Below are 26,259 nucleotides of genomic sequence, written 5' to 3'. Positions count from 1 at the left end.
ATATTATCAATTGTGCAGTGAAACCCATCTGACAGGTCAGTGACAGAAGACATGACTTTTTAATTGGTTTTGTATTTTCAATGGGTTAACGCTTATGCCGGTTGTCATTGTCCTGAAAAGGGGCGTAAGCCCCTATTCATTAAAGCACAAACTTACCGAAAGAAGTCAAACATCGGTTTGAAAGAGGCAGGAACCCCAACGACTGGTACGTGGATGTTGGCCGAATGCGGCACGTTGTCATGAACAATAAATTGGTCAGCCTAGCTATTTCCCCCATGGGGGGGCATTACCGGGTCAACATGCAGCATAATATTGAGTACTTGATGGTCTTTCAGCACTTGTGCTCTGACGGCAACCGCAATGTCATGCCCCTCTTTGACGGAGAGCCAGGCGTTCACTTCCAGGTGAGCATCCACCAGAATAAGGTCGCCTGCTTTACGGGTTTTTAAATCATGCAGGCCGTCTACTCCCGGTACCGCAAGAATTGTATTTTTAATCTCTTGTTCTGTCTGTATGTCGACTGAGCGGTCCATCAAGTCATGTAATGCGTCCCTGGTGAAACGGTAGCCCATCAGGCCAATCATCACGCCGACTACCATGGCGGCAACAGGATCAAACCATGGAAATCCAGCCAGATTACCGATGATGCCCAACGCGACCACGATCGATGATGCCGCATCTGAGCGAGCATGCCATGCGTTAGCAACCAGCATAGAAGACTGTACTTTCTTGGCTATTTTCAGCATATAACGGAATAGTAACTCTTTGATGCCTATAGCCCCTAAAGCGACCCACAAGGCTATCATATGCACTTCGGGTATTGCTTCCGGGTGCCATAATTTGCCCATTGCAGACCACAACATTCCTGCACCAACCAGGCATAATAAGGCACCAATAATCAGTGAGGCGCCATTTTCATAACGCCAGTGACCATAATGGTGGTCCTCGTCCCTGGGTTTACGGCTTTTTTTATTGGCTATCAGTACCACAAAGTCGGCAACCAGATCAGAAAAAGAGTGCATCCCGTCAGCAATCAACCCCTGAGAGCCTGAAAATATGCCCGCGATAACCTGGAAACAAGATAGAAAGAGATTTATGACGACGCTCACGAGGGTGCTATTACGTGCCGCACGTGAACGAACATGATATTTATTATCGTTTTCTATATTTATCATCCTTAATACTCTTGAAGTGTGAATGTTCTGACAAGTGAATAATACCCGATGGTTTTCTTTTCAGCTAACTGTTTGTGTTGTTTTTGAAAATATGCATACGGGTATTTTATGTAAATGCTAATGATTGCTAATGACGTTAATTGTTATTTAAAAGATTAATTATATATATTGTTTATGAATTAATTTTATATGTATTATTTTTCATTGTGTTTATTTCCAGAACCAATTTATTAATGAAGGTAATTGAGTTGACGGAATGGTTTATATTAATTCTGTGGTTATGAAGATCTTATTATTGGTTTATTGTTTTTCTATATGATGCCAGTCCTTTATGTGATCATTTAAATACACCACTATAAATGCAGGGTTATTTTGGTGGGAGGATATTCGCCCAGGCCAGGGATGCTTTCTGGAAAAGACAGTGGGAAGTACACGACACTGCGGTTGGTATGACAGTTTTTTGGTAATGGACTTATATGACAGAAATATTAAATTTTCATCACTGGCTGGATTTTTATACGTCGTTATAGTATTTAAAACACTCCTTTTTACGTTTCTGAGGCAGAATATGACCAGCGTCACACTTAATGTGAAAATAAGCAGTGAACTAAAAGAAAAAATTCGTCTCTATGCCGAAGAAAAACAAGAAACTCTCGGTTCGGTAACGGAAGAGTTATTAACGAAAGCACTAAAAATAATTCTTGAAGAAGACAGTGCGATCGAAGAAAGCGAAGTGGACAATCAGCATACTGAAGAGAAGCGAGTGCCACCGCTGAGTGACAATGAAATCAAAGCATTACGTAAACTATTAAAGAAGAAAAAATAATTTTCAATCAGCCTTCCTGATTTGAACGTGAAACCATCATTGATGGTTTTGGCATCAAAAAGCGGTCATCAGAGGCCGCTTTTAGCTGCTACTCTGCCAGCCTCAAATCCACGGGGTATTTTTTACCTGCCAGAAAATTCAGCCCGGTGAAACAGGGCTCCCTGCACTCAAACAATAATACCACCACGGCTTCTCTCTGAACCTTGTGCGACCAGTTGTTGCCATATGGGCTGTAAACGCACCAGGGCTTGCCGCATCTCAGGGGGGGAGAGCGTAAATGGCAGCCGTAAATAGCGTTCAAACGCGCCTTCAACACCAAATCGTGGCCCGGCCCCCATCCGAATCCCCACGCTCTCCGCATGGGAGGCGAGTATTGTGGCCAATGCTTGAGGTAATTCTACCCACCAGGAGAGCCCACCTTCTGGTTGACAGGTTTTCCAGTCGGGAAAGAGCTCTGCCACAGCCGAAAAGCTGTCATCCCGGCGTTGACGTAACATGCGACGTCGTTCTGGTAAAAAATTTTCCGACTCATTGAACAGGGCTACAGTGGCCAGTTGCTCCAGAATAGGGGTACCCAGATCGAAAGTGTTGCGTACCTGAATTAACGCATTGATCGTTTTTCTTGATGCTCTTATCCAGCCAACCCGGAGTCCACCCCAGAAGCTTTTACTGGTTGATCCTAAGGTAATGACATTATCCCCTTTATCAAAAGCGGCTAAGGGGGGTGGTGGCGGAGTATCAAACCATAAATCGACCAGGGTTTCATCAGCCACTAAGGTTGTTCTTGTCGCACTTGCTGCGGCGCAAACGTGTTGACGTGTTATGGCATCCATACAGCGGCCAGTCGGATTATGATAATCGGGTAAAAGATAAGCCAGTCGTGGGGAGGTTTGAGCTAACGTCGCTGCCAGGCCTGCAACATCCCAGCCTTCAGCGGGTAAGCTGATGGAAACCGGGCGACATGAGGCGCCACGAATGGTTGTGATGGCGACTGAGTAGGTCGGGTTTTCGATAACAACGCGATCCCCGGGCCCTGTTAATAACCGTAGTACTAGCCCCAACCCATTCAGCGCACCATTAACAATCATCACTTCTCCCGGCTCTGTGGGGAGGCCGCGTGCACAGTAGCGTTCTGCTATCACTTCCCGTAGTGATAATAATCCCTGCCCACTGTAGCCCGTTGAGTTTAAATGTTCTGGCAAGGCTATCAGTGCAGAGGCGTAAGCATGGTGAATTTCCGGGCCAGCACTGAGCGACGCGCTGGAAAGATCAAGTATCGGTGCTGTTATCGGCAGCGGGGATACTGGCGGGCGACCTTCCGGTAATAATGTGACCGATCCAGATCCCTGGCGGCTGGTTAAGTAACCCTGCTCACGCAGTAAACCCAGCGCAGATGCCAGGGTGGTACGGCTAATACCAAGCACAGTTGAAAGGGCTCTTTCGCCCGGCAGACGACAGTCGAGAGGAAGCCTGCCATCAAGGATCAGTAGACGCAGGGCATGGGTTAGTTGCAGATATACGGGAGTCCGTGAGGTGTCATGATGCCACTGCCCCAGTAGTTGCGACAATGATGTTGCGCCGATTCTTCTCTGATTCATGGCAGTCCACTTTTTGATAACTGGATATTAATACTAAAGCCATTCTGGGCGATGGTATATCCCCGTCATATTTCAAATCACCGGGGAACATCCTCGCAGAGCCTGCCGAATAGTATGGCCTGTTTATGATCATCATGAACTATGACGTGTCTGGTAATCAACCGAGAAAAGGAGATGAATGATGATGGCTCGCCGCCTGTTGCAGCTTTATATCGGGCTTGTTTTATATGGTATTTCAGCCGCAATGTATGTTCGCGCAGATTTAGGTGCCGATCCCTGGAATGTCTTTCACTTGGGAGTGGCAAAAATCTTTTCCCTGAATTTGGGGATCGTCATGATCGGCGTGGGGGCGTTGGTACTGCTACTGTGGATCCCGTTGCGTACTCGCCCGGGAATTGGCACTATCAGTAACGTTATTGTTCTGGGGCTGGCTGCTGATGTGGCATTGGCACTGATCCCACCGGTGGAGTCAGTCGTGTTCCGCATGGGGCTACTGGTGGTGGCCCTGGTCGTTAACGGGATTGCAACAGGGATGTATATTGGTGCCGGACTGGGGGCTGGGCCGCGAGATGGGCTCATGACCGGGCTTCATGCTCGTACTGGCTGGCCAATACGCCGCATCCGTACCGGGATCGAAGTGGCAGTCTTGTCTGCCGGATGGTTGATGGGCGGCGCTTTCGGTGTGGGGACCGTCCTTTATGCATTGGCGATTGGTCCATTGATTCAGCTTTTTTTACCCTGGTTCCATATTGCACCAACTAAAAAAAACCAGCCTGCCATCGCCGACTCAGTGACGGAATAAGGGGAGCCGGGAATTCATTTACTGAAATCGCGGACAAAGTATTGTGTTGTTTTTTTACCTCCGGTGATTTTTCACGCTATAGCTTTACCATGGGATATCTATGCACCGCACCCTTACTAGCACACCAGCCACGCACTGGAACAGCTACCAGCTTGCCGGGATACTGACCTCTTGCTTTGAAGGGTATTTAGCCCCTTTTATTATCCAGGGGGAGGCCTTTACTGAGCGTTTTAGTGCTGAGGATGTCAGCCTGAATGCCAGTCAAGTCTGGTTGCAAAAGGGAATGCCTGTTGCTTTAGCTCTGATTGCCCGTCGTGGGAAAACCAGCCGACTCGCGGCTTTTGCTATTCGGCCTGCACTGCGTGGCCAGGGGGTGGGTAAGATCCTTATCCAGCAACTGATTGACGCGGCACGAATGCGAGGGGATAAACAGATGTTACTGGAGGTTGTTACCGGGAACAATGGTGGGGTTGCACTCTATCAGCGTATGGGATTTACCATACAGCAAACTCTGGTAGGGTTTCATGCCCCAGCATCGCCAGCAAGTCACTCTGGGGGGGAGTTAATTGAAGCCGATCCTCTTTATCTCACCCGTAAAATGATGTCTGATTCCTGCCTTCAGCTGCCCTGGTTAAGTGCCCCGGAGACACTTTTTAAACTGCCTGGTTATGCCTATGTCATGAACAATGTGGCCTGGGCTATGGTTATTCCTGGGACACCAGCAAAGTTACGCATGTTATATGTTGAACCTGAAGCTCGGGGAAGAGGGGAAGCGAAAGCCCTGTTGCTGCGATTACGGGAAAAGTTCCCCGGATTGTCCACTGCAGTGGCAATACCTGAAGAATACACCCCATTTTTTCTGCGTTGTGGTTTTAGCGAGGATCCGATCAGGCAGTATCAAATGAGTCAGTTGTTATCATCCTGAGGCCGATAACAAGATACCTGCTGATTATCAGGCAGGTATCTTGTTAAAGTGAGCGCTTCTTGCCAGTTCAGTATCAGCCCTGGCAGATAGTGGTCATAGTACGCCCTGCGCCAGCATTGCGTCCGCAACCTTAACAAAGCCAGCAATATTTGCGCCACGGACATACTGGGTCTGTTTGCCTTCACCGCCGTATTCAACACAAGCCTGATGGATATCCAGCATGATATGGTGCAGGCGGGTATCCACCTCTTCTGCTTTCCAGCTAAAACGCGCTGCATTTTGTGCCATTTCCAGGCCAGACGTTGCGACACCACCCGCATTAGCGGCTTTACCCGGTGCAAACAGGACTCCCGCTTCAATAAACAGGTCAGTGGCTTCAATGGTGGTTGGCATGTTAGCGCCTTCAGCTACGGCTTTCACACCATTGGCAATAAGCATACGTGCCGCTTCAGTATCCAGTTCATTTTGAGTCGCACAAGGCAACGCGATATCGACTGGCACACCCCAAGGCTGCTTACCTTCAAGATAAACCAGATCAAATTCACGTGCGTAGTCCGCCAGGCGGCCATCACGGCTGGCTTTAATTTCACACAGACGGGCTAATTTTTCGCTGGTGAAACCGGCTTCATCAACCACAGTGCCGTTGGAATCAGAGGCTGTAATCACTCGGGCACCGAAAGACATGGCTTTTTCTATTGCATACTGCGCAACGTTTCCTGAACCAGATACCGCTACACGCATACCCTCGAAGCCCAGACCATGACGTTTTAGCATCGCTGCCGTAAAGTAAACTAAACCATAACCAGTGGCTTCCGGGCGTATCAGGCTGCCACCAAATGAGAGTCCTTTACCTGTGAATACACAAGCGGTGTTGTTGGAAAGCTTCTTCATCATGCCGGCCATATAACCGACTTCACGGCCACCAACACCAATGTCACCCGCAGGAACGTCAGTATCCGGGCCAAGATGGCGATACAATTCAAACATCAGTGCCTGACAAAATCGCATGATCTCACCTTCGCTTTTGCCTTTAGGATTGAAATCACTGCCGCCTTTACCTCCTCCCATCGGAAGGGTCGTCAGCGCATTTTTAAAGGTTTGCTCGAAGCCCAGAAACTTCAGAATCGAGAGATTAACAGAAGGGTGGAAACGCATCCCCCCTTTAAAAGGCCCGATAGCAGAACTGAATTGTACCCGCCATGCGCGATTGACCTGAACCTGATTTTTATCATCAACCCAGGTTACTCGAAACTGAATCACACGCTCAGGTTCCACCAGACGTTCAAGTAAACTTTGCTGGCGATACTGTGGATTATTTTCCAGGAAAGGCCACAGTGTGGTCATTACCTCTCGAACCGCTTGAGCAAACTCGACTTGATGTGGATCACGTGATTGAACTGAGGATAAAAAATTTTCGAGAGTTAACGACTGCGACATACTAATTAATTCCTCTGGTAACGGATGTTGTGGGTAATCAATTTTTGTATTTATGATTTGACTATAACATTTTCTGATAAATGGATATCAAGCAGTTTTTTTCATGATGGTGAAAAAATGAATTAACGGCAAAATATTACTCTTTTATAACATCAATAACGGCCTGTGCTGGCGTGTATATTATCCGACAGGGGGGAATTATTGTTCCCGGGTTAGCTGCTAAACGTAACGCAAACGGTGAGCTTATGATCCCTATAAAACCCGACATCGTCAGGGATGGAGGGGATGTTTTTTCAGAGTATTTATCCATGGATACCATGATTAATGGATAATGACAGGGTTAAAATAAACATATGCAGTCAGTTATCTTTATGACCAGAGTCTGGTATCGGCGTTTATATTTTTTATTATTACATGGCAGCATAATGGCCTGTAAATATTTAACTGATCGGGGTTAATCTCTCCAAAATATTGCATTTCATAATCCAATTGTTTTATCCGGAGACGAAAATACCTTTAGATATTCTATACCCCTTAATTTATAAAGCCCAATAACCCAGTATCAGAAAGAGGAGTAACATAACCACAGCTCAGTGGGTCAGGGTAATAGACATGAAGAATGGCATGTTAATTTATTGTTATTAATAAAGCGTGACCCAAAGAAATATATGAAATACTTATGACGCTTTTTCATAGGAAAAACCTATATGAAAAGCATCAGGAACAAGCCTGGCAGCACTGAGAGTTCATGATGATCAGTAGCTTAAACAGAGGCGACTGTCTTCATTCCGACAAACTCTGCCATGATATATATTGATTATCAGTGTGTTACGCATAAATAAGCAAAATAAGAGAATAGCCTGACATTGAGACTTTGATCACATTTATTATTAAGGTGAAAAATTCCAGTTGTACGATTTCAATGAGTGTGATTGTATCAAGGCAGACGTTAAAAAAGATTCAGGAAACCCAATGACCGCTCAACATCATACTTCAAGCCTACTACTTACCGCGCTACCTGCCGCGGTGGTCGTCGTGCGTGTGGTGGTGGTCGTCGGCAATGCGCCGTAGGGACTGAATCAACACACCGATTCCAAACCCCGCCGGCGCAAACCGGGCGGGGTTTCTTGTTTAGAACGCCAGCCCAGTAAGTCAGCCGACGAATAATAAGAAGGACTGGAGCATGGCAATTTCCGACACATCAATGCAACGCATCACTGGCGCACAGCTGATTGTAAAAATGCTTGAGCACCATGGCATTTCCACCGTTAGCGGTATTCCTGGTGGAACCGTTCTGCCACTTTACAATGCGTTAAGCCAAAGTCACCGTATTCGACACATTCTGGCACGCCATGAACAAGGTGCGGGATTTATGGCCCAGGGGATGGCACGTACCACAGGTAAAGCTGCTGTGTGCATCGCTTGCAGTGGCCCTGGTGCCACTAACCTGGTCACTGCCATCGCGGACGCCCGGCTGGATTCAATCCCCCTGGTGTGTATCACCGGGCAGGTGCCTACCGCCATGATAGGGACGGATGCGTTTCAGGAAGTCGATACCTATGGGATTTCGATCCCTGTCACTAAACATAATTACCTGGTTCGCGATATTAATGAAATCCCCCAAGTGTTTGTGGATGCTTTTCGCATTGCCGAATCGGGGCGTCCTGGTCCCGTCTGGATTGATATCCCTAAAGATGTTCAAACAGCAGAAATTCTGATCAGTGATCTGCCTGATATCGCTGACATCGCGACGCCCCCCGCGGTAGAACACCAGACTATTATGGAGACAGCTACCATGATTAATCAGGCAAAACGGCCTGTTTTATATCTTGGGGGCGGCGTCATCAGTTCCGGGGCGGCTGAACAAGCCCGGGTTTTAGCAGAGCAGGCGAATCTGCCGACGACCATGACATTAATGGCACTGGGAACGTTGCCTGCAAATCATCCTTTATCGCTGGGGATGTTAGGAATGCACGGTGCACGCAGCACTAACTTTATTCTTCAGGAGGCCGATTTACTGATTGTACTCGGGGCTCGCTTTGATGATCGGGCAATTGGTAAAACAGAGGCTTTTTGTCCCCATGCCAGGATCATTCATGTGGATATTGATCGCGCTGAATTGGGTAAAATCAAGCAGGCCAATATTGCTATTCGAGGTGATGTTGCTGATGTATTAAACCAGTTAATCCCTTATGTTGATCCTCAGCCACGTACTGAATGGCGTCAAATGGTAAACGACTTGCAGCGTGAATTCCCGTTTACTATGCCTGGGATTGATGATCCGTTAATGCCCTATGGTCTGATTCGTGCCGCAGCAGCCTGTGTCGATGATCAGGCGATTATTACTACCGATGTTGGGCAGCATCAAATGTGGGTCGCCCAGGCTTATCCTTTGAATCGTCCACGTCAATGGCTGACTTCTGGTGGCCTGGGAACAATGGGTTTTGGTTTGCCAGCGGCGGTCGGTGCGGCCCTGGCGAACCCGGGTGATCGTGTCCTCTGCTTTACGGGGGACGGTAGCCTGATGATGAATATTCAGGAAATGGCAACAGCGGCAGAGAATCAGCTCAACGTGAAGATAATTTTGATGAACAATCAGGCATTGGGCCTGGTTCATCAGCAACAAACCTTGTTTTATCAACAGAATGTTTTTGCCGCCACCTATCCAGGCGTTATTGATTTTATGACCATTGCCCGGGGTTTTGGACTGGCAACATGCGATTTAAATGCGGCGACAGATCCTGTGGCAGCTTTACAGGACGCTATTTCACGCCCCGGGCCATGTTTAATTCATGTGCGTATTGACGCTGAAGAGAAAGTTTATCCCATGGTGCCACCAGGTGCGGCTAACATTGACATGATTGGAGAGTAATTATGCAGCAATCAACAGTTATTCTGGAACTTACGGTGCGTAACCATCCAGGAGTGATGTCGCATATTTGTGGCTTGTTTGCCCGTCGGGCATTTAACGTCGAAGGGATTTTATGTTTACCTCTTACAGATGGCCAGCAGAGTCGTATCTGGCTTCAGGTGGCTGATGACAAACGGCTTGAGCAGATGGTGAGCCAGGTAGAAAAACTGGAAGATGTCGTCCAGCTGATTCGTCACGCTGATGATCCAGGCATTTTTAATCGCCTGAATAGGGTGATCCAATAAGTGAGTGCTATTCCCCCGATATGACGGGGGAAATGCGGGTAAGCCAGACGAGGCGCCAATTACAGGCGCTGAATTGAAAACCAGCGACGCCAGATAAAGCGAATAATAAAATATTCAATGGTGCCCAGTGCGATAAACCAGATACAGAAAATCAGAATATAGAGCTGATTCAAATCGAGCAAATGCAAGGTTTCAACCAGCTCCTGGGCTAGTGTCACGGTTAAGGCTGGGGCTGGCAAGAGCAAGCATGAAAGAAAGGCCAGCAGCAGAATACCGCCTGCGCTTAACAGTGCCTGATAAGAATTATTCATATGGTGTCGGCCTGAGACTAAAACTCTATTGTCAGGGAAAGCCACTGATTGTGCAAACCCGGGGGGCAGATAACCAGCGGTGCCAGGCGATTCAGTCGTAAGTGATGATCGCATTGCTTCTGGTCTTTCCGGCAAGGACTCAGGTAGCAGTGAAACCGCCTTGCAGTTATTTGCTCCGCTGTTGATCGAGATTCACGGGCAATTTGCCTGTTGTTGCGGGCTGAATGTTTTGGCACGTGCCTGTCAGCCATGCATCGTATCAGTATGTCTGCACGGTGGAATACGATCACATGGCAGGGCTGACGCGATACCGCTGTGGTGTGATGGCCGGTTTATTAAGTAACCGGTTTATTTCATTATCTTTACGCAATATTTCATCCTGCGTTTTGATCAAGCCTTGTTGTTTATTATTAACCCATTCATTGCTGTTTTTTATAATGTCATTTTCCATTTTTGCTTTTGTTTCAATGGCATGGCATCTTTCACTGTCAATTGTTTCTATTTTTTTATCAAGTTCGTTATGTATCGCCAGCACCATTTTACCATCATCATTGTAGGTCCCCAGTGCGTGGCACAATTCATCATTTGATAACCTGTGAAGTTGTATGTCTTCAGGTGGCAGAAACAGGCTACAACCCGTGAGTCCTGAAGCGATCAGCCCACTAATAATAAATTTCATAGTATTTTCTTTAATCATGGCTGAGATAAGTCAGTCCGCTATTCTGATGCAGGTATCATCGCGATATTCATACTGTCAGGTCAATGATTAAAGGCAGAGTATTGTGGGCAATGAGTGATTTTTGAATTTGCTAATAAAAAATCACTGTTTTCAGTACGAGAGAATGCGATTTTTTTCGATAATAGCGTCTACCGTCAGGGGAGGAAGACGCCAATTATTAACGACAGTTTTTTAGCCCCAAGAGGTGGGATTATTATGTGAACGTGCTGCCGCCGCCATTGAGCGACTCGATACTGTGCTGTTTATTCCGCTAGCTGGTTATGCTGGTCAACGCTATGATTAACGAATGGAACAAAAAACGGCACAACAAAAAGTCGAGTTACGAAAAGCCAAGCGGCTGGCCCTGTCACTGCTACTGCTGGTGGCGAGCATCTTTGTCTCTACACTTTTCTTACCAGCCAATTTTTGGGTTCTTGGTATTAAGGCCATTTCTGAAGCAGCCATGGTGGGAGCACTGGCAGACTGGTTTGCTGTGTATGCACTGTTTCGGCCGGTTCATCTGCCATTTATCAGTAAACATACGGCGATAATCCCACGCAATAAAGAAAAAATAGCGACAAACCTTGGTGTATTTATCCAGGAGAAATTTCTTGATACTCAGTCGCTGACTCAGCTTATTCAGCATCATCAGCCTGTGCAATTACTGGGCAAGTGGTTAAGTCAGCCAAATAATACTCATCGGTTAGGTCAGTCCCTGCTAAAAATCATGGGGACTTTTCTTGAACTTGCGGATGATACGCGGATTCAAAAGCTTATTCGTCGAGGTGTTCATAAAGCTATCGATAATATCGACCTGAGCCAGTCCGGGGCGATAATACTGGAAAGTCTGACAAAGAATAATCGCCATCAGGCTCTGCTGGACGCCCTGATTACTCAAATACTGGCACTGTTGAAAAAAACGGAAAGCCGCGATTTTATTGCCAGTCAGATAACCCACTGGCTTCATACTGAACACCCTCGTAAAGCCCGGTTATTACCGACAGAGTGGCTGGGTGAGCAAAGTGCTGAGTGGGTTTCTGAGGCGGTTAATCGCGTACTCGACGATGTTAATCGTGACAGACAACACCAGATTCGTCAGGGTTTTGATGCTGCAGTACAGCGCCTTATTACCGAGCTGAAAACATCCCCCCAGCTGATGGCAAAAGTCGATGGCATAAAACGTTATATTAAAGATGACGAAGCCTTTAATCGCTATATCGGTGAGCTTTGGGCTGACTTGCGTAATGGATTAAAAGTAGACAGTGAAAGGCGTGATTCCCAAGTGCAGCAACGTATCGCACTGGCAGGGCAGTGGTTTGGCGAAACGTTGCTGAATGACCGGGCATTACAAGCTTCATTAAATGAACATTTGGAGATAGCTGTACGCCGTATGACACCCGATTTTGCTACTTTTATTACACGCCATATCAGCGACACAGTGAAGAGTTGGGACAATAAAGAGCTGGCTGAACAAATAGAGTTTAATATTGGTAAAGATCTGCAGTTCATTCGTATCAATGGCACGTTAGTAGGGGGGCTGATTGGTCTGGTACTCTATTTGTTTTCCCTGCTCCCGGAGCTGCTCACAAAATGGGGGCTTGCAGGGTAGCGACAAACGAGTCATTTGCTGGAGCATGGATAGCCTTTAAGCCAGGCTGCTATAATACAGAAGAAGATAAAAAATATTAAATTGCAAACCAAAGTATCAATCTTATTGTTGACAACAAACGATGTTGCAAGCCTTTAAATATATTATATATAAAATAACTCCAGTAATGTTAAATGTGCCAGGTATCTCAGCGATTTTAATTAACAGAAAATAACCGCCAGTAATTTGTTTTCTTTGCATTACGATGACAAAACGGTAACGGCCGGGGCTGATATTGATCCGCAACGCTCTATTTAGCCCGGCCGAATGCATGCTATCTTATTAATAATGCTTAGAATATTTATGTAGCTATTTTTTTACAAAAAGTACTATAAATTAATGCTGTCATCATTTTTTCATATATATATGAGATATATTTTTCACGGAAATCGATTTTTTTGTAAATCTTCAATACCTTGTTTTATATGATTTTAATGGGGTCGTTGTAATGGTGGTAAATATTTCTCGGGTGTCTTTTTTTTCAATGAACTTGATTTCAATCTACTTTTATCAATTACATGGTGGTTGCATAGAAGCTCGCACGTTATCATGTTGATGATAGCAGATGGCCTGTTTGTAATTTAAAGGCACTGTGTTTTGTGTGGTGTTTTTTTTGGGAGATACCATTGATAAATCAGTCAGTTTGCTATCCAGATAAATGATTACCATGCCGATTTTATTCGATGGAATAGATTTTCATACCGCAGCAAGGTTAAGACGAAAGGTCACGTCATTAATATGCTATTTGCAATTTAGATTTGTAAAAAATCAGATTCAGCCTACTTTTATATGAGCTCATGCTAATCAAGTTGTAAACACTTAGTAACAGAGGGACTTATTGATATGACTAAGAAATCAGCATCTTCAAATTACAGCGAACTGGATGACGTTTACGGCTCACTGGAGCTTTCCCGTACGTTGCCTAAAAATCAGTTCCCGGAAGCAGAACGCGATCCACGTAATGTATTCAGTGCGGTACGTGATGAGCTAATGCTGGATGGAAACTCAAGACAAAACTTAGCCACTTTCTGCCAGACATGGGTTGACGATGAGATCCGTGAACTGATGGACTTATCTATTGATAAGAACATGATCGATAAGGATGAGTATCCTCAGACGGCAGAACTTGAAAGCCGTTGTGTGCGTATGCTGGCTGACTTGTGGAATTCACCTGACTCACAGAATACGCTGGGTTGTTCGACCATTGGGTCGTCCGAAGCGGCTATGCTGGGCGGGCTGGCGCTAAAGTGGCAGTGGCGTAAAAAACAGGCTGCAAAAGGCAAACCGACGGATAAACCAAACCTGATTTGTGGCCCGGTACAGATCTGTTGGCATAAATTTGCACGTTATTTTGATGTTGAACTGCGTGAGATCCCATTAGAGGGTGACCGCTTGATTATGAATGCTGAAGAAGTATTGAAACGCGTCGATGAAAACACTATCGGTGTCGTCCCGACTTTAGGCGTGACCTTTACTTGTCAGTATGAGCCAGTTAAAGAAGTGCATGATGCACTGGATAAACTGCAAAAAGAAACCGGATTAGATATTCCTATTCACGTGGATGGTGCGAGCGGTGGCTTCCTGGCCCCATTCTGCGCCCCTGAACTGGAGTGGGATTTCCGGCTGCCGCGCGTTAAGTCTGTTAATGCTTCCGGGCACAAGTTTGGTTTAGCTCCACTGGGTGCTGGTTGGGTTGTTTGGCGTGAAGCTAAGGATCTGCCTGAAGAGCTGATCTTCAATGTAAACTATCTGGGCGGCAATATGCCTACGTTTGCGCTGAACTTCTCACGTCCTGGTGGCCAAATTGTCGCCCAGTACTACAACTTCTTGCGTCTTGGTCGTGCAGGGTATGCAAAAATTCATAATGCCTGCTACAGCACAGCTCAATACCTGGCGCGTGAAATTGAAAAATTAGGTCCATTTGAGATGCTGTTTGATGGCGACAGTCAGTCTGGTATTCCAGCACTGGCCTGGAAAATCAAAGATGGCGCTAAAGTGAGTTACTCGTTGTATGACGTTGCCGACAAGCTGCGTAGCCGTGGCTGGCAAGTACCGGCTTACTCAATGCCTGCAAACCGTGAAGATATGGTTATTCAGCGTATTCTGGTCCGTCACGGTGTGAGCTTAGACCTGGCTTCCCTGTTGATTGATGATTTTAAACGCACTTTAGAATACTTTGAAAAACACCCTGTCAGCGTACCTTTGTCCAACAAAGAAGGTGCAGGTTTTAACCATAGTTAATCATGTCCACACCCGTTCAAAGGGCCTTTGGCCCTTTGAACTCTCCAGGTATCAGTTAATTACACTGATGGATTTATATAAACGAATCTCAAGAGAGTTCGTATGACTACAACAACTCCAGCTGCAAAGCAGCTAACGTTATTGGGTTTTTTTGCAATAACGGCATCAATGGTTATGGCGGTTTATGAATATCCCACATTCGCCACATCCGGTTTCAGTTTGGTTTTCTTTCTTTTACTGGGTGGAATACTGTGGTTTATTCCAGTGGCACTTTGTGCCGCTGAAATGGCAACTGTAGAAGGCTGGGAAGAGGGGGGCGTGTTTGCCTGGGTATCGAATACCCTGGGGGAGCGCTGGGGATTTGCGGCGATATCTTTCGGGTATCTGCAAATTGCCGTTGGCTTCATTCCGATGCTCTATTTTGTGCTGGGTGCCTTGTCTTATATCCTCAACTGGCCAGAGCTTAATACTAACCCGGTGATAAAAACCATTGCAGCATTAGTGATTTTATGGGGGCTGGCATTTACTCAGTTCGGTGGGACTAAATATACCGCAACGATTGCTAAAGTGGGTTTCTTTGCCGGTATCTTATTACCTGCATTGATCTTAGTTGTTTTAGCTGTCAGCTATCTGATGAGTGGTGCGCCACTGGCTATTGAAATCAGTGCAGATACTTTTGTTCCGGATTTTACAAAAATCGGGACACTGGTCGTTTTTGTTGCCTTTATTTTAAGTTATATGGGCGTTGAAGCGTCTGCGACTCATGTCAATGAAATGAAGAACCCAGGCAGGGACTATCCTGCAGCGATGTTGTTACTGATGATTGCCGCCATCTGTTTGAGCTCCATTGGTGGGTTATCGGTTGCTGCGGTGATTCCAAACAATGAAATCAACCTGTCTGCGGGTGTGGTCCAAACCTTTAATGTCCTGGTGACGCACTTTAGCACGGGTGCTGAATGGGCTGTACGCATTATTGCTGCATTACTACTCTTGGGTGTACTGGCTGAAATCGCTTCATGGATTGTTGGCCCTTCACGAGGGATGTATGTCGCTGCCCAAAAAGGTATTTTGCCGAAAGCGTTTTCCAAAGTTAACAAAAATGGCGTGCCCGTTACTTTGGTGATTTCCCAGTTATTAATCACGACTGTTGCTCTGATCATACTGACCAACACGGGTGGGGGTGGCAATATGTCATTCCTGATTGCACTGGCACTGACGGTGGTTATTTATCTGTGCAGCTATTTCATGCTGTTCCTGGGATATATGCATTTGGTATGCAAGCAGCCTGAGAAAAAACGCGTCTTTAATATTCCAGGTGGTAAAGGGACTAAGTTAGCCATTGCCTCTGCGGGGCTGATTGTTTCTATTCTTGCTTTTGTCGTCTCGTTCTTCCCGCCAAGTTCTTTACCAGGAGGTTCTGGGGCCGATACCTATGTGACTCTGTTGGGCGTTTGTTTTGTGGTTATTTTCTTGGTGCCGTTTGTTATCTATGCCTTGCATGATAAAAGAGGCAAAGAGACGGGTATCACGATGGTGCACATCAAAACGCACAATGCCCCGGCAAACCACTTCTTTATCCATCCACGTGCTCGTTCTTTCTGGCATTTGGTACACAATGATAAAGCGGTAGATCAGCAAAGTAGTGGGGCAGCAGCGGCCGAAGAGAAGGATAAAAAATAGGGTGTAAAGCCGTGAGACTGGTGGTGACAAATCACGATGTCTGGCGAACCGCCTTAAAATAGAAAAAACCGGAAGGCCTGGCTTTCCGGTTTTTTTATGTTTGTTATTTGAACCCGAACTCAATCTGTGGCGTTAATCGCAAGCTTGTCACCGAGTCTCGACACGCGTCACTCGCTGTGGAATATCCCAGGCGCCACCTGCGCGGATCAAACGGCAACGCCCGGTATTTCCGGAGGAACTGTCAATGAACTGCTTACCATCCCAGACCCATTGCTGATAGCTCCAGCAGTCTCCTAACCCGCGGCCTTTCATAGAAAATGAGAGAATACCGTCCTCGTAGTCTGTGGCACTATCGGTCACCATGACTGGAGGGTTCTTCATCTCATCATCGATAACGAAATACATATCACCGCTGTTATATGCAGCTCTCCAGCAAGGAACTGTAATCAGTGATTGCTTATTGTTGAGTCTGGCGATTTGCCAGGTTTCATTGAGCAGTTCTTCGTCACAGTCAGCAGCGGCATTATGGGTTGCCAGAATGCGAGGTTTAATTAATGCCGTTTCCTGGGGGGACATATCGTGTCCATGAATATCCTGTACTGGGGCTTTAATAATCAGTGGGGTGGCGACAGGTGGTTTAACGGTTGTCTCACTGTTTGTTCCTTTTCTGAATAATGCATCAGGAGTGCCGATTCGGCCCTGAACATCATCCATTCTCAGTAATACGGCACTTGAACCGGCGCCAGAAAAAATATACTCGTGTACAGAGTCTTTAAAACTGACGGGTTTGTCTTGTTTCAGGGCTTGCTTAAAAGCAGCAAACTGGGTGTCACTCATTTTCCAGCTGTCATCATTAGCCGCTAATAATGCTCCCTGGGATTGATTATCAATAAGTAACTGCGGAATACCTGAAGTGCCCGGATCGTCCGTTTCACTGTCATAATTCGCCAGCATCACTTCGTTAATCACAGGGGTTGAAGCCCCTGCTTCACGCGTGATCAATACCGTGGCGGCGGGGTCTGTTTCGTCTGCGGAGTAACCAGCGGCTCGGCAAGTCAGCGTATTGTCGCACGTCAGATCCCAGTCTTTATGCGTGAAATTGATGGCTTCAGGTATGGGGGTGGCTTGTACCGCCTGGGAAATGGCTAACATCAGGCCGGGTATGGCTAACTGACCAGTATACTGGCTGAATATGGCGGGAATATTCTTCAATTGAATCATCGTGTTTCCATTTTGAAATGACATTATTCTGGCCTGTTACGGATAAACCCTATGGCATATAAGGCACTCACAATAGCGGGGAGGTTGCTGCTCATACCAGTGAATCATATTGCCCGGCATACCATTATTTAATGATACGTCTTTTTTTCAAGATAAAATCACGTGTTGATAACATATCCACTGCGGGGAGTGATGGAGAACCGCTGTATCACTGAGTCGCGATCCTCCTTTTTCTTAAGGCGCTAAAAGTGCAGTCAGGCGCGGTAACAGAGATCGGGCTCCGGCCAGAACTCGATTGCCTTGCAGTAAGCCGTCATTATCGAGAAAGGCATTACTGCTTCCTCCCGCCTCGTTAATCAATAGCAGGCCAGCCAGAACATCCCAGCTGTTCATATGGGCTTCATAATAAGCATGGACTTGCCCTGCCGCAACATGGGCCAGCATCAGCGCACCAGCACCAAACCGCCGATACTCAATTCCCTCATTGAGCAGATTTTCTATGGTATGAGCATACTGAGCAACGGAACCACGACTCGAGCGTCCCATACCAATGATGACCGCATCGGGGGCAGGTTCATGGAGTGTTAACTGTCGGTCATTAAGAAATGCCCCGGCTCCATAACGCGCAAAGAAAAACTCATGGCGATCAGGGGCATGAATGATACCCAGCTCGATTCGATGGTCTTTCACATAGGCCAGGGAAATGCACCAGTAATCCATGCCTTGAATAAAATTAGTTGTACCATCAATGGGATCAAGAACCCAGATACCTGAGGTTCCGGGAACCAGTCCACTCTCTTCCCCCAGAAAGCCGTCTTCGGGAAATTGCATCGCCAGCCACTGTTTGATCTCCCCTTCGACAAAGAGATCCGCTTCGGAAACAAAATCCTGGCGGCCTTTACTTTCAACCTGCAATCCGGCGTCACGTAATGACTGGGCTTTGGCCCCCAGCTGGCGAATCAAATGGCATAATTCTTGCTGCTGTTGTTCGGTCATGCTGCTGCTCTTATTGCGTTGAGGGCGATGTACGCCGATGAATTAATGACACGTTAACCCATGATATTTGTGACGGGTGTGCCGGATTACGGGTGCGTGCCAGCAAATGCGCCAGCGCTTGTCGGGAAATCTCACTCACATCCTGATGTAATGTCGTGAGCTGATAACTATACTGTGCGGTTTGTGGCGTATTATCGAACCCTATAAGCTGGAAGTCGTCCGGGGCATTTTTGCCACGCTGGCGCATACCATCAAGAAAACCACAGGCTAACTGAGCGTTAGCGCAAAAGATCCCTTGAATACCTTCCGTTTTCTGAACCGCCGCTTGAAAGCCGCCTTCGTACCCTTCCTCTGTGGCGATTAGCATGACAAGATCCTGCAGGGTATCGACCCCTCGCTGTTGTAATGCCAGGATAAAAGCCTCTCCTCGCATTCTGCCCGCCCAAGTGGAATTATTATTATTTAACCAGCCAAAACGCCGACACCCTCCCTTAACCAGCTGTTCTGCCGCCAGTACGGCACCTGCCACATTATCAGAGCACACATAGTCGACTCCGGGAATATCAGGCTGACGATTAATTCCCACGACAGGGATCTGCTGCTGTACACACTGATTAACCAAGGCCTCAGGGGGTTTACCGGAAGTGACAATCACACCGGAGACACGAAATTGAGTGAAATTGCGTAAAGTCTCTGCCAGCTCTTGTTCATTATGAATTTCCGTCACTAAGGCCTGGAATCCATGGCGCTGAATTTCCCGCAACAAACCATCGAGCAGGGAGCTCCGAAAGGGATCACTGATATGGGAGACAATAACCCCTATTAAATGGCTGCGGCGGCGGTTAAGCCCCTGGGCCAAAAAATTGACTTGATACCCGAGTTCTTCTGCAACCTGAAGCACCCGGGCACGGGTATCCGGGGAGATACTGCCATTATTACTTAAAGCACGAGAGACCACGGCTCTGGAAACACCAGCCTTACGGGCAACATCCTGGGCGGTGATGTTCTGCTTAGTACGAGCCCCATTCACAGTGGATATGTCCCGTGAGAGAACTGTTGTTGTTGGTAGTCATATTGCAAGCCGTCCTCACTGACGAATAATCCCGGGTAGGGGAGACAGGCTTGTTTCAACTCCGGTAACGTTGCGTCATAACAGTGATAAAGCCCCAGTCGAGGCAGACCAAGCGTATTAAATAATTCAAGACAGCCGGGGAAGTCACCATGAGAAGCGTCGTCTGCCAAAGGGGTGAGGGATGCACACTCTTGAAATGCCAGATCACTGGCTGTCATCAAGGCAACAGACTCAGGAGTAGGACGCCCGTCACCGCTATAAAACAGGCTATGGGAACCGATACTGAGGCGAATCGCGTGATTGGCGATTTCATGCTGTGTGAAGGCGGTTTCTATTTGCCAGTTTTGCCAGCACCAGCTGGTGGTTGTGTCTCGCCATTCAATCTCAAAAGACAATGTACTGGCAGGCCAGTTTGCCAGCCGGGCCAATTGCATGAGTACCGGGCGCTGTTCTGCCTGGCTGTAGATAATCAGGGGTTTCTGGCGGGAAAAACTTTTCCAGTAATTAAGTAATGCCATCAGCCCGGCGCAATGGTCAGGGTGAACATGGGTAAAGAAAATTACATCAATATCATTGATATCTCCGTCACGTTGCCATAGCGCCCTGGGGACAGTCGGACCACAGTCGATAAGCCATTGGTGATTGTCGTCCAGCACTCGCAATGCAGAAGTATTTTGCCAGCGGGAGAACGCGCTACCACAGCCGAGAATATCTATTTTCATTTTTCCTCGCTAAAAAATTTTGCGCGCTTAATTAAAGTGTCACAAAGAGACGCCAGAGTAAGCTCACATAGTGTCGGATTTGCGTTTCATTTTTTTTACAAACAAATGAACACGTGTTCATCGATGCAAAAAAATTTAACAGACTGTTTGGACACCTTAATGAGCTACCTGGATATTGCCCGACTTAAAATTAGCTACGGCGAAAAAACTGTACTGCAGGATATTAATCTCACGGTGAAGAAAGGTGAGATGATTGCATTACTTGGGCCTTCTGGTTGCGGAAAAACCACCTTATTAAATGCACTTTGTGGTTTTATTCCGGTACAGCAAGGGAACATCACCGTTGCGGGCCGGGATATTACAGTCAGTGAACCTGAAAAACGTAATATTACGATGGTTTTTCAAAGTTATGCTTTATGGCCACACTTATCAGTAGCGCGTAATATTGGTTATGGCTTAAAACTTCGCAAATGGCGTCGTGATGATATTAAACAGCGGGTTGAGCAACTCTTACAGATAGTCAACCTGCGTGGTCTGGGGGAGGCTAAAATAACCGAGCTTTCTGGAGGACAGCGTCAGCGTGTTGCCCTGGCTCGGGCACTGGCAATAGAACCTGATGTCCTGGTACTGGATGAACCCCTGTCCAATCTTGACGCGAAAGTACGCTTGAGTGTGCGTCATGAAATAAAACAGTTGCAGAAAAAGTTGGGTTTCACCTCTGTTATTGTTACCCATGACCAGCAAGAGGCCTTAGTTATGGCTGATCGTGTTGTTGTGCTGAACAATGGCAAAATTGAGCAAGTGGGAACCCCGGAAGATATATATCAACGTCCCGCTACCCCATTTGTTGCTGATTTTATGGGGGCAGAAAATCATATTTCTGTAAATGAAGTCACTACCTCTGGCAGTAATGCTATGCATCTTGATTTGGCTGATGAATATCAACCAGAAAACTTTATCTATTTCCGTAGTACTGATGTTGAACTTTTTGAAAAAACCCAGGGTAAATCGCCAAAGGGATTAATTTTTGAAGGCATTGTAGAGCAGAGTGCTTTTATTGGGCATCACTATCGCCATAGTATTCGTTGTCACAATCATCTCTTTCTTGCGGATTCACCACAGTGCTGGGCGATGAATTCTACGATTAAACTGCAGGTGCCAGCAGCCGCCTTACATATTTTTAAAACCTTTCATACACCTTAAATGATTCCATTATTTCGAGGGCAATTTATGTTTACCAAAACAAAACTCGCGCTGGTCACTGCATTATTCCTGAGCAGTGTGGCACATGCTGAAACTGTATTAAATGTTGCCACTGCAGGTGACCAAAATATGGTGGACTATGTTAAAACCTGGCTCGGGCCTAAATTTGAAGCAACCCACCCTGGCGTGAAGGTCAGGGTCATTGGAACCGGTCCTGGGGATGCGGGTTCTAACAAGGTGATTGAAAAATTAGCCGCGCAAAAAGAGAGTGGGGCTAAAACTTGGGATATTGATGTTGCCGTTGTCCATCAAAAAGCAGGTGGGGAGCTGGTGGATCAAGGTTTGCTTGGAAAATATCGCCAGCAAATTAAGACGGGTTCAATGGTCAGTGCGGATAATGCAAAAAATGCACTTGGTGTGAACGTTGACGGCTATGTGATGCCGATGTTTTTAAGTCAGACAGCCATAGCCTGGAATAGCGAGGCAATAAAAACCCCGCCTTCTTCCTATGAAGAACTGACGAGTTGGGTACAAAAACACCCCCAGGCTTTCGGTTATAATGGCATCAAAAATGGAATGTCGGGTGTCAGTTTTGTTGTGGGCTGGATCTATGCTTTTGGCACTGACGCTAAACGGTTATCCGCATTGCCGTACGATAAAAGTGTTGAAAAAAATTGGCCACAAGCTTTTGAGAAACTAAAAGATTTTAATAAATATGTAACTTTTACGCCGGGTAATGCAGGGACGCTTGACATGCTGTCACGGGGAGAGATCAGCATGGGGCCAGTATGGGTAGATATGTTCTATAGCTGGAAAGACCAAGGGAAGTTGCCCCCATCACTGAAGCTCACACTATTAGCCCCTGGTATGCCTGGACAACCGATGTACTATGTTATTCCGGCGAAAGCCGCCCAGCCCCAGTTGGCCCGTGAGTTTATTGAACTGGCAACCAGCCCGGAAGTGCAGGCCGAAGGCATTGTTAAACAGTTCAACTGGTATCCAGGAATTGATGCAGACCATGTGAAATCGAAGCTGGACGCACAAACCTGGCAGAAACTGTTTGCTGAAATATCGCCGAAAGCATTAGCTGAATACGGAAAAAGCTTCCCGATAGCACCTTATTTTGACGATATAAAAGAAGGCTACGAAAGTCAGGTTAGCAATAAATGATTTCCTGGTGCTCAGGGGCAAACAGGTTTGCCTCCTGAGCATCTCTCTTTTGTTCCATAAGGTTTGTCATGCGCTTATCGTTAAAATATCTCTTGCTGATTAGCCCGGCCGCTTTGATGATTGTGGTTCTGTTCCTTTACCCTCTTGGTTTTTCACTGATCTCTGCTTTTACATCAAAAAAACAGGGATTCACTCTGGAGCATTTCAGTAAAGTTTTCACGCTTTATTCCAACGATATTCTGTTTACTGTGATTATCGTTTTGATCTCTGTGGCACTACTGGCGTTAATATCCATTACGCTTTCCGCAGTGATTACTTTATCGCCTTATAAAGGCGTGGTGCGCGCACTGGCCTTTCTGTATCGTTTGCCCTTGTTCATCCCTTTTATTGTCGCCGCCCAGATGATGCGTACTTTTCTGGCTAAAAATGGCCTGATGAATAATATGCTGGTTGCAACCGACTGGGTCAGCCCCATGGATACCCTCTCATGGTTAGGCTGGAAGGGGATCATTATTACTTTCGTCTGGAAACAACTGGCTTTTGCTACCCTGTTAATTTGTGGCGCTATGGCCGCCGTGGAACCGGCACAAATACTGGCCGCAAGAAACTTGGGGGCATCGAGGCCACGTATTTTGTTTGGCATTATTTTGCCACAGGTGATGCCCGCTATTGGTGTTGCGTTGGTTCTCTCCACTGTCGTGATGATGTCGGTACTTTCAGTACCTTTAATGATAGGAACAGGGGAGCCTACTATGCTGACGGTTGATATGGCTTTTCGAGTTAATTCCTATAGTGACTATGCGTCTGCCAACGCCTTGGGCGTGATATCCCTGCTGATTTGTGGTGCGCTTTCCTGGTTTTATCTGCGTCACAGCTTGCAGCAAAAAGGAGGGGAGTAAGAATGACACAATATGTACTATCAGGAGCTGAAAATTTTCTGATAAAAGGGTGGAAAAAAATTGCCGGTAGTCTGCTGTTGCAAACCCTGTTAGTTATTTTCATTACTTTTATTATGTTCGGGCCTCTGGTTAATTTACTGATTTGGACTGTAACTGAAAGTTGGTTTTACCCTCATACCTTGCCCAGCCAATGGGGGCTGAAATACTGGTACCAAGTATTTAGTCCCTATAGTGATGTGTCCAGTTCGTTATTCACCAGTATTTTTATTGCGGTTTTATCAGTGATACTGTGCTTATTTATGGCGATCCCCGCTGGTTATGCACTGTCACGGCGGGGCATGCCTCTGCGAATATTCTTTATGTTGTTGTTTCTTATCCCTCAGGCTTTTCCCAACCTGACGGTATATATGAACATTGCACGTATTTTTTACCAGTGGGGGCTTAACGGGACGATCGCAGGCGTGGTACTGGTTCACAGTGTGCATGGCTTGATGTATGCGGTATGGATCTGCGTGGCTGCATTTTCTGCTGTGGATCCTCTTCAAGCCAGAGCCTCTCGTAATCTGGGTGCTGGCCCGATATTTACCTTCTGGTATGTGATTCTGCCACAAGCGTCACCGGGGATTATTGCTGCCGGTATTTTTGTGTTCCTTGAATCACTGGACGAGTTTACCGGAACATTTTTCGTTGGTGCCCCGGAAATAACCACCCTGCCTTTACTGCTGTATAACGCCAGCATGTCTGGTAACTACCAGGTATCATCAATCACCGCCTTGATTCTGCTGGTTCCCTCGATATTGTTTATGCTGACGATAAATCGATTTATGCGTCCTGAGATGTTGTCGAAAATGGGGAAATAATCAGTAAGCATGAGCCGTTCAGATTGACGAAAAGATGGTGGGGCAGGGAATGCCCGGTCATCTTTTCGTCAAAATTCGGGCCAAGGATGTTAAACCACCGGTGATACCGCTAACCCGTCCTCGCGAACAGAAAAAATTCGGTTATAATTGAGCATAATTATTGATTTATCTTATTGAATTATTATCTGTTCCACTCAACAATACCATTAATATAAAGTCACCGGAATTTGTCACTTTTCAACTGAAGTGGCCTGCATAATTAATTAGGGATATCAATCAAATGACACTTTATAAAAAATATACTGCTCTTGTATTTTTAGTTTTGGGCTTATTCACTACAGCACAGGCTAATACCCTGTCACCGCAGTCTACGCCTGAAAATGGTAAAGAATATATTACCCTGGCGACGCCTGTCATTTCGTCACCCAAGGTGGTTGAATTTTTCTCTTTTTATTGTGGCCCTTGTTATCAGTTTGCTGAAAAGTATCCGGTTGCTGAAGCCATCAATAAAATCTTGCCAGAAGGTGAAACAGTCACTAAGTATCATGTTGGCGCGATGGGGCCACTGGGAAATGAGCTCACCGAGGCCTGGGCCATTGCGATGACAATGGGGAAAACTGACGCAGTTGAAAAAAAACTTTTTGAGGTTGTACAAAGCAAAAAACTGAAGAGTGTGGATGATATTAAAGCCGTTTTTGCTCAGGCTGGCATTGATGCAGACACCTATGACAATGCCCGTGGCAGTATGCTGGTAAAAGCGGCCATTGCGAAACAAAATGAAGCCCTGAAAGCGTTCAAAGTTACCGGAACACCGACCTTTTATGTGGATGGTAAATTCCAGATAAATAATGGCGGTATAGCCGTGTCCAGTCTTGAAGACTACCCTGCTGCATTTGCTCAGGTGGTAAAGTTCTTACTGGAAAAGTGAGTTTTCACTGACAATAATTGTCACCATCAGGCTGATTATCACACTCCACCGGGAAAGGGTGAATGCCCCTGAAAGGTCAAACCATGTCCTTCAGGGGCTGGTACAGCACTTATATTTTCAGGTGATCAGCAGGCTGAGGATATCGTCGTGGATCTCCTGCCATTCCTGGTCACTGAATTCATAAAATCCAAAGCCTTTTAGAGTAAAGGTTCCTTCTGTTGCCAGTAACGCCAGCCTGAGGCGGCGACCCGCCAGACTTGATGCATCGAACATCGAAAACAGATTCTTATAAAATGTACTGGTTTCGCTCTGGAAGACAGGGGCTCGCATAAAGCTCACCATCAGGGCGACAGCGCGCTGGATAACCTCAGTGTCTTCATTCCTATTCGCCTCAATATAAGCATGAATACGGTTTTTTGGCGTGTCACCCTGGCGGGCTAAAAAATCCTCAACATAGTGATCATAACTGGCCATGACACGGCGCAGCATGGCATCAATCAATTCATCTTTGGTTGCAAAGGCGTAAAGAACGCCCCCTTTACTGACACCGGCTTCACTGGCGACCGCATCAAAAGTCAGGCTGCCAGCGCCGGAGCGCAGGACGACAGCCTCCGCAGCATTAAGCAGTAATTCTCGATCTATTGTTTTATGTCGTCCCATCACCCTTCTCT

24 protein-coding genes are annotated in these 26,259 nt (G+C 46.5%); 14 read left to right on the top strand and 10 right to left on the bottom strand.

Features of this window, described 5'->3' with window-relative positions; all coding sequences use genetic code 11:
- Window positions 1-260: 260 nt before the first annotated feature.
- Window positions 261-1,175 (bottom strand): cation diffusion facilitator family transporter, encoded by a 915-nt coding sequence (locus JK154_RS09980; RefSeq protein ID WP_211992396.1) that lies wholly within the window; start codon window positions 1,173-1,175, stop codon window positions 261-263.
- A gap of 568 nt (window positions 1,176-1,743) precedes the next feature.
- Here JK154_RS09980 and JK154_RS09975 point away from each other — a divergent pair.
- The gene (locus JK154_RS09975) at window positions 1,744-2,001 is read left to right on the top strand and encodes a hypothetical protein (RefSeq protein ID WP_211992395.1); all 258 of its coding nucleotides are present in this window, start codon (window positions 1,744-1,746) and stop codon (window positions 1,999-2,001) included.
- Window positions 2,002-2,168: 167 nt separating this feature from the next.
- Here JK154_RS09975 and JK154_RS09970 read toward each other — a convergent pair whose 3' ends face one another.
- On the bottom strand, window positions 2,169-3,599 hold the full coding sequence (locus JK154_RS09970; protein WP_211992394.1) for a PLP-dependent aminotransferase family protein: 1,431 nt from the start codon (window positions 3,597-3,599) through the stop codon (window positions 2,169-2,171).
- Between the two features lie 184 nt (window positions 3,600-3,783).
- Here JK154_RS09970 and JK154_RS09965 point away from each other — a divergent pair, with 184 nt between their 5' ends.
- Together JK154_RS09965 and JK154_RS09960 are read left to right on the top strand one after the other, a co-directional pair.
- Complete coding sequence (locus JK154_RS09965) at window positions 3,784-4,401, top strand: hypothetical protein (RefSeq protein WP_211992536.1); 618 nt, start codon at window positions 3,784-3,786, stop codon at window positions 4,399-4,401.
- A 100-nt stretch (window positions 4,402-4,501) separates the two neighbouring features.
- Complete coding sequence (locus JK154_RS09960) at window positions 4,502-5,326, top strand: GNAT family N-acetyltransferase (protein WP_211992393.1); 825 nt, start codon at window positions 4,502-4,504, stop codon at window positions 5,324-5,326.
- Window positions 5,327-5,419: 93 nt separating this feature from the next.
- Here the strand turns inward: JK154_RS09960 and gdhA are convergent, their stop codons facing one another.
- Window positions 5,420-6,763, bottom strand: a complete 1,344-nt coding sequence (gene gdhA, locus JK154_RS09955; protein WP_211992392.1) for an NADP-specific glutamate dehydrogenase — start codon at window positions 6,761-6,763, stop codon at window positions 5,420-5,422.
- A gap of 972 nt (window positions 6,764-7,735) precedes the next feature.
- On the opposite strand from gdhA, the gene ivbL reads away from it, so the two are divergent.
- From ivbL to ilvN, 3 genes are all read left to right on the top strand, one after another.
- Window positions 7,736-7,834 carry an ilvB operon leader peptide IvbL gene (gene ivbL / locus JK154_RS09950; protein WP_211992391.1) on the top strand — a complete coding sequence of 33 codons (99 nt, stop codon included), beginning with the start codon at window positions 7,736-7,738 and terminating at the stop codon, window positions 7,832-7,834.
- Window positions 7,835-7,946: 112 nt separating this feature from the next.
- On the top strand, window positions 7,947-9,635 hold the full coding sequence (ilvB, locus tag JK154_RS09945) for an acetolactate synthase large subunit (RefSeq protein WP_211992390.1): 1,689 nt from the start codon (window positions 7,947-7,949) through the stop codon (window positions 9,633-9,635).
- A 2-nt stretch (window positions 9,636-9,637) separates the two neighbouring features.
- Window positions 9,638-9,919 carry an acetolactate synthase small subunit gene (ilvN, locus tag JK154_RS09940; RefSeq protein ID WP_211992389.1) on the top strand — a complete coding sequence of 94 codons (282 nt, stop codon included), beginning with the start codon at window positions 9,638-9,640 and terminating at the stop codon, window positions 9,917-9,919.
- 59 nt (window positions 9,920-9,978) lie between these two features.
- On the opposite strand, the gene JK154_RS09935 is transcribed toward ilvN, so the two are convergent.
- Together JK154_RS09935 and JK154_RS09930 are read right to left on the bottom strand one after the other, a co-directional pair.
- Window positions 9,979-10,230 carry a DUF1158 domain-containing protein gene (locus JK154_RS09935; RefSeq protein WP_211992388.1) on the bottom strand — a complete coding sequence of 84 codons (252 nt, stop codon included), beginning with the start codon at window positions 10,228-10,230 and terminating at the stop codon, window positions 9,979-9,981.
- Between the two features lie 286 nt (window positions 10,231-10,516).
- Window positions 10,517-10,927, bottom strand: coding sequence for a hypothetical protein (locus JK154_RS09930; RefSeq protein WP_211992387.1), 411 nt, complete (start codon window positions 10,925-10,927; stop codon window positions 10,517-10,519).
- Window positions 10,928-11,255: 328 nt separating this feature from the next.
- Between JK154_RS09930 and JK154_RS09925 the strand changes: the two genes are divergently transcribed.
- The 3 genes from JK154_RS09925 to gadC all read left to right on the top strand — a co-directional run bounded on the left by JK154_RS09925 (window position 11,256) and on the right by gadC (window position 16,517).
- The gene (locus JK154_RS09925) at window positions 11,256-12,557 is read left to right on the top strand and encodes a DUF445 family protein (protein WP_211992386.1); all 1,302 of its coding nucleotides are present in this window, start codon (window positions 11,256-11,258) and stop codon (window positions 12,555-12,557) included.
- 882 nt (window positions 12,558-13,439) lie between these two features.
- Window positions 13,440-14,837, top strand: coding sequence for a glutamate decarboxylase (locus JK154_RS09920; RefSeq protein WP_211992385.1), 1,398 nt, complete (start codon window positions 13,440-13,442; stop codon window positions 14,835-14,837).
- 102 nt (window positions 14,838-14,939) lie between these two features.
- Window positions 14,940-16,517, top strand: coding sequence for a glutamate:gamma-aminobutyrate antiporter (gene gadC / locus JK154_RS09915; protein WP_211992384.1), 1,578 nt, complete (start codon window positions 14,940-14,942; stop codon window positions 16,515-16,517).
- Window positions 16,518-16,664: 147 nt separating this feature from the next.
- On the opposite strand, the gene JK154_RS09910 is transcribed toward gadC, so the two are convergent.
- The 4 genes from JK154_RS09910 to JK154_RS09895 all read right to left on the bottom strand — a co-directional run bounded on the left by JK154_RS09910 (window position 16,665) and on the right by JK154_RS09895 (window position 20,528).
- A complete protein-coding gene (locus JK154_RS09910; protein WP_211992383.1) occupies window positions 16,665-17,738 on the bottom strand; it encodes a DUF1176 domain-containing protein in 1,074 nt (357 codons plus the stop codon).
- A 234-nt stretch (window positions 17,739-17,972) separates the two neighbouring features.
- Window positions 17,973-18,734, bottom strand: a complete 762-nt coding sequence (locus tag JK154_RS09905; RefSeq protein ID WP_211992382.1) for an inositol monophosphatase family protein — start codon at window positions 18,732-18,734, stop codon at window positions 17,973-17,975.
- A gap of 10 nt (window positions 18,735-18,744) precedes the next feature.
- The gene (locus JK154_RS09900) at window positions 18,745-19,764 is read right to left on the bottom strand and encodes a LacI family DNA-binding transcriptional regulator (RefSeq protein WP_211992381.1); all 1,020 of its coding nucleotides are present in this window, start codon (window positions 19,762-19,764) and stop codon (window positions 18,745-18,747) included.
- The gene (locus tag JK154_RS09895) at window positions 19,761-20,528 is read right to left on the bottom strand and encodes an MBL fold metallo-hydrolase (protein WP_211992380.1); all 768 of its coding nucleotides are present in this window, start codon (window positions 20,526-20,528) and stop codon (window positions 19,761-19,763) included. The genes JK154_RS09900 and JK154_RS09895 overlap by 4 nt, the downstream gene beginning before the upstream one ends.
- A gap of 159 nt (window positions 20,529-20,687) precedes the next feature.
- Here JK154_RS09895 and JK154_RS09890 point away from each other — a divergent pair, with 159 nt between their 5' ends.
- The 5 genes from JK154_RS09890 to JK154_RS09870 all read left to right on the top strand — a co-directional run bounded on the left by JK154_RS09890 (window position 20,688) and on the right by JK154_RS09870 (window position 25,588).
- The gene (locus tag JK154_RS09890) at window positions 20,688-21,731 is read left to right on the top strand and encodes an ABC transporter ATP-binding protein (protein WP_211992379.1); all 1,044 of its coding nucleotides are present in this window, start codon (window positions 20,688-20,690) and stop codon (window positions 21,729-21,731) included.
- 27 nt (window positions 21,732-21,758) lie between these two features.
- Window positions 21,759-22,901, top strand: coding sequence for an extracellular solute-binding protein (locus tag JK154_RS09885; protein WP_211992378.1), 1,143 nt, complete (start codon window positions 21,759-21,761; stop codon window positions 22,899-22,901).
- A gap of 68 nt (window positions 22,902-22,969) precedes the next feature.
- Window positions 22,970-23,800: a sugar ABC transporter permease gene (locus JK154_RS09880; RefSeq protein WP_211992377.1), complete on the top strand. Its 831-nt coding sequence runs from the start codon at window positions 22,970-22,972 to the stop codon at window positions 23,798-23,800.
- A 2-nt stretch (window positions 23,801-23,802) separates the two neighbouring features.
- On the top strand, window positions 23,803-24,660 hold the full coding sequence (locus JK154_RS09875) for an ABC transporter permease subunit (protein WP_211992376.1): 858 nt from the start codon (window positions 23,803-23,805) through the stop codon (window positions 24,658-24,660).
- A gap of 280 nt (window positions 24,661-24,940) precedes the next feature.
- A complete protein-coding gene (locus tag JK154_RS09870; protein ID WP_211992375.1) occupies window positions 24,941-25,588 on the top strand; it encodes a DsbA family protein in 648 nt (215 codons plus the stop codon).
- 117 nt (window positions 25,589-25,705) lie between these two features.
- Here JK154_RS09870 and JK154_RS09865 read toward each other — a convergent pair whose 3' ends face one another.
- Window positions 25,706-26,248 carry a TetR/AcrR family transcriptional regulator gene (locus JK154_RS09865; RefSeq protein WP_211992374.1) on the bottom strand — a complete coding sequence of 181 codons (543 nt, stop codon included), beginning with the start codon at window positions 26,246-26,248 and terminating at the stop codon, window positions 25,706-25,708.
- Between the last annotated feature and the right edge of the window lie 11 nt (window positions 26,249-26,259).

The sequence above is a fragment of the Citrobacter sp. JGM124 genome (assembly GCF_018257795.1).
Lineage (GTDB): Bacteria > Pseudomonadota > Gammaproteobacteria > Enterobacterales > Enterobacteriaceae > JGM124.
This window is presented reverse-complemented; position numbering and strand designations above follow the sequence as displayed.

Bases quoted from the DNA above. Each gene is read 5' to 3' on its own strand.
- JK154_RS09980 (WP_211992396.1), bottom strand. From the start codon at position 1,175: ATGATAAATATAGAAAACGATAATAAATATCATGTTCGTTCACGTGCG.
- JK154_RS09975 (WP_211992395.1), top strand. From the start codon at position 1,744: ATGACCAGCGTCACACTTAATGTGAAAATAAGCAGTGAACTAAAAGAA.
- JK154_RS09970 (WP_211992394.1), bottom strand. From the start codon at position 3,599: ATGAATCAGAGAAGAATCGGCGCAACATCATTGTCGCAACTACTGGGG.
- JK154_RS09965 (WP_211992536.1), top strand. From the start codon at position 3,784: ATGGCTCGCCGCCTGTTGCAGCTTTATATCGGGCTTGTTTTATATGGT.
- JK154_RS09960 (WP_211992393.1), top strand. From the start codon at position 4,502: ATGCACCGCACCCTTACTAGCACACCAGCCACGCACTGGAACAGCTAC.
- gdhA (WP_211992392.1), bottom strand. From the start codon at position 6,763: ATGTCGCAGTCGTTAACTCTCGAAAATTTTTTATCCTCAGTTCAATCA.
- ivbL (WP_211992391.1), top strand. From the start codon at position 7,736: ATGACCGCTCAACATCATACTTCAAGCCTACTACTTACCGCGCTACCT.
- ilvB (WP_211992390.1), top strand. From the start codon at position 7,947: ATGGCAATTTCCGACACATCAATGCAACGCATCACTGGCGCACAGCTG.
- ilvN (WP_211992389.1), top strand. From the start codon at position 9,638: ATGCAGCAATCAACAGTTATTCTGGAACTTACGGTGCGTAACCATCCA.
- JK154_RS09935 (WP_211992388.1), bottom strand. From the start codon at position 10,230: ATGAATAATTCTTATCAGGCACTGTTAAGCGCAGGCGGTATTCTGCTG.
- JK154_RS09930 (WP_211992387.1), bottom strand. From the start codon at position 10,927: ATGATTAAAGAAAATACTATGAAATTTATTATTAGTGGGCTGATCGCT.
- JK154_RS09925 (WP_211992386.1), top strand. From the start codon at position 11,256: ATGGAACAAAAAACGGCACAACAAAAAGTCGAGTTACGAAAAGCCAAG.
- JK154_RS09920 (WP_211992385.1), top strand. From the start codon at position 13,440: ATGACTAAGAAATCAGCATCTTCAAATTACAGCGAACTGGATGACGTT.
- gadC (WP_211992384.1), top strand. From the start codon at position 14,940: ATGACTACAACAACTCCAGCTGCAAAGCAGCTAACGTTATTGGGTTTT.
- JK154_RS09910 (WP_211992383.1), bottom strand. From the start codon at position 17,738: ATGATTCAATTGAAGAATATTCCCGCCATATTCAGCCAGTATACTGGT.
- JK154_RS09905 (WP_211992382.1), bottom strand. From the start codon at position 18,734: ATGACCGAACAACAGCAGCAAGAATTATGCCATTTGATTCGCCAGCTG.
- JK154_RS09895 (WP_211992380.1), bottom strand. From the start codon at position 20,528: ATGAAAATAGATATTCTCGGCTGTGGTAGCGCGTTCTCCCGCTGGCAA.
- JK154_RS09890 (WP_211992379.1), top strand. From the start codon at position 20,688: ATGAGCTACCTGGATATTGCCCGACTTAAAATTAGCTACGGCGAAAAA.
- JK154_RS09885 (WP_211992378.1), top strand. From the start codon at position 21,759: ATGTTTACCAAAACAAAACTCGCGCTGGTCACTGCATTATTCCTGAGC.
- JK154_RS09880 (WP_211992377.1), top strand. From the start codon at position 22,970: ATGCGCTTATCGTTAAAATATCTCTTGCTGATTAGCCCGGCCGCTTTG.
- JK154_RS09875 (WP_211992376.1), top strand. From the start codon at position 23,803: ATGACACAATATGTACTATCAGGAGCTGAAAATTTTCTGATAAAAGGG.
- JK154_RS09870 (WP_211992375.1), top strand. From the start codon at position 24,941: ATGACACTTTATAAAAAATATACTGCTCTTGTATTTTTAGTTTTGGGC.
- JK154_RS09865 (WP_211992374.1), bottom strand. From the start codon at position 26,248: ATGGGACGACATAAAACAATAGATCGAGAATTACTGCTTAATGCTGCG.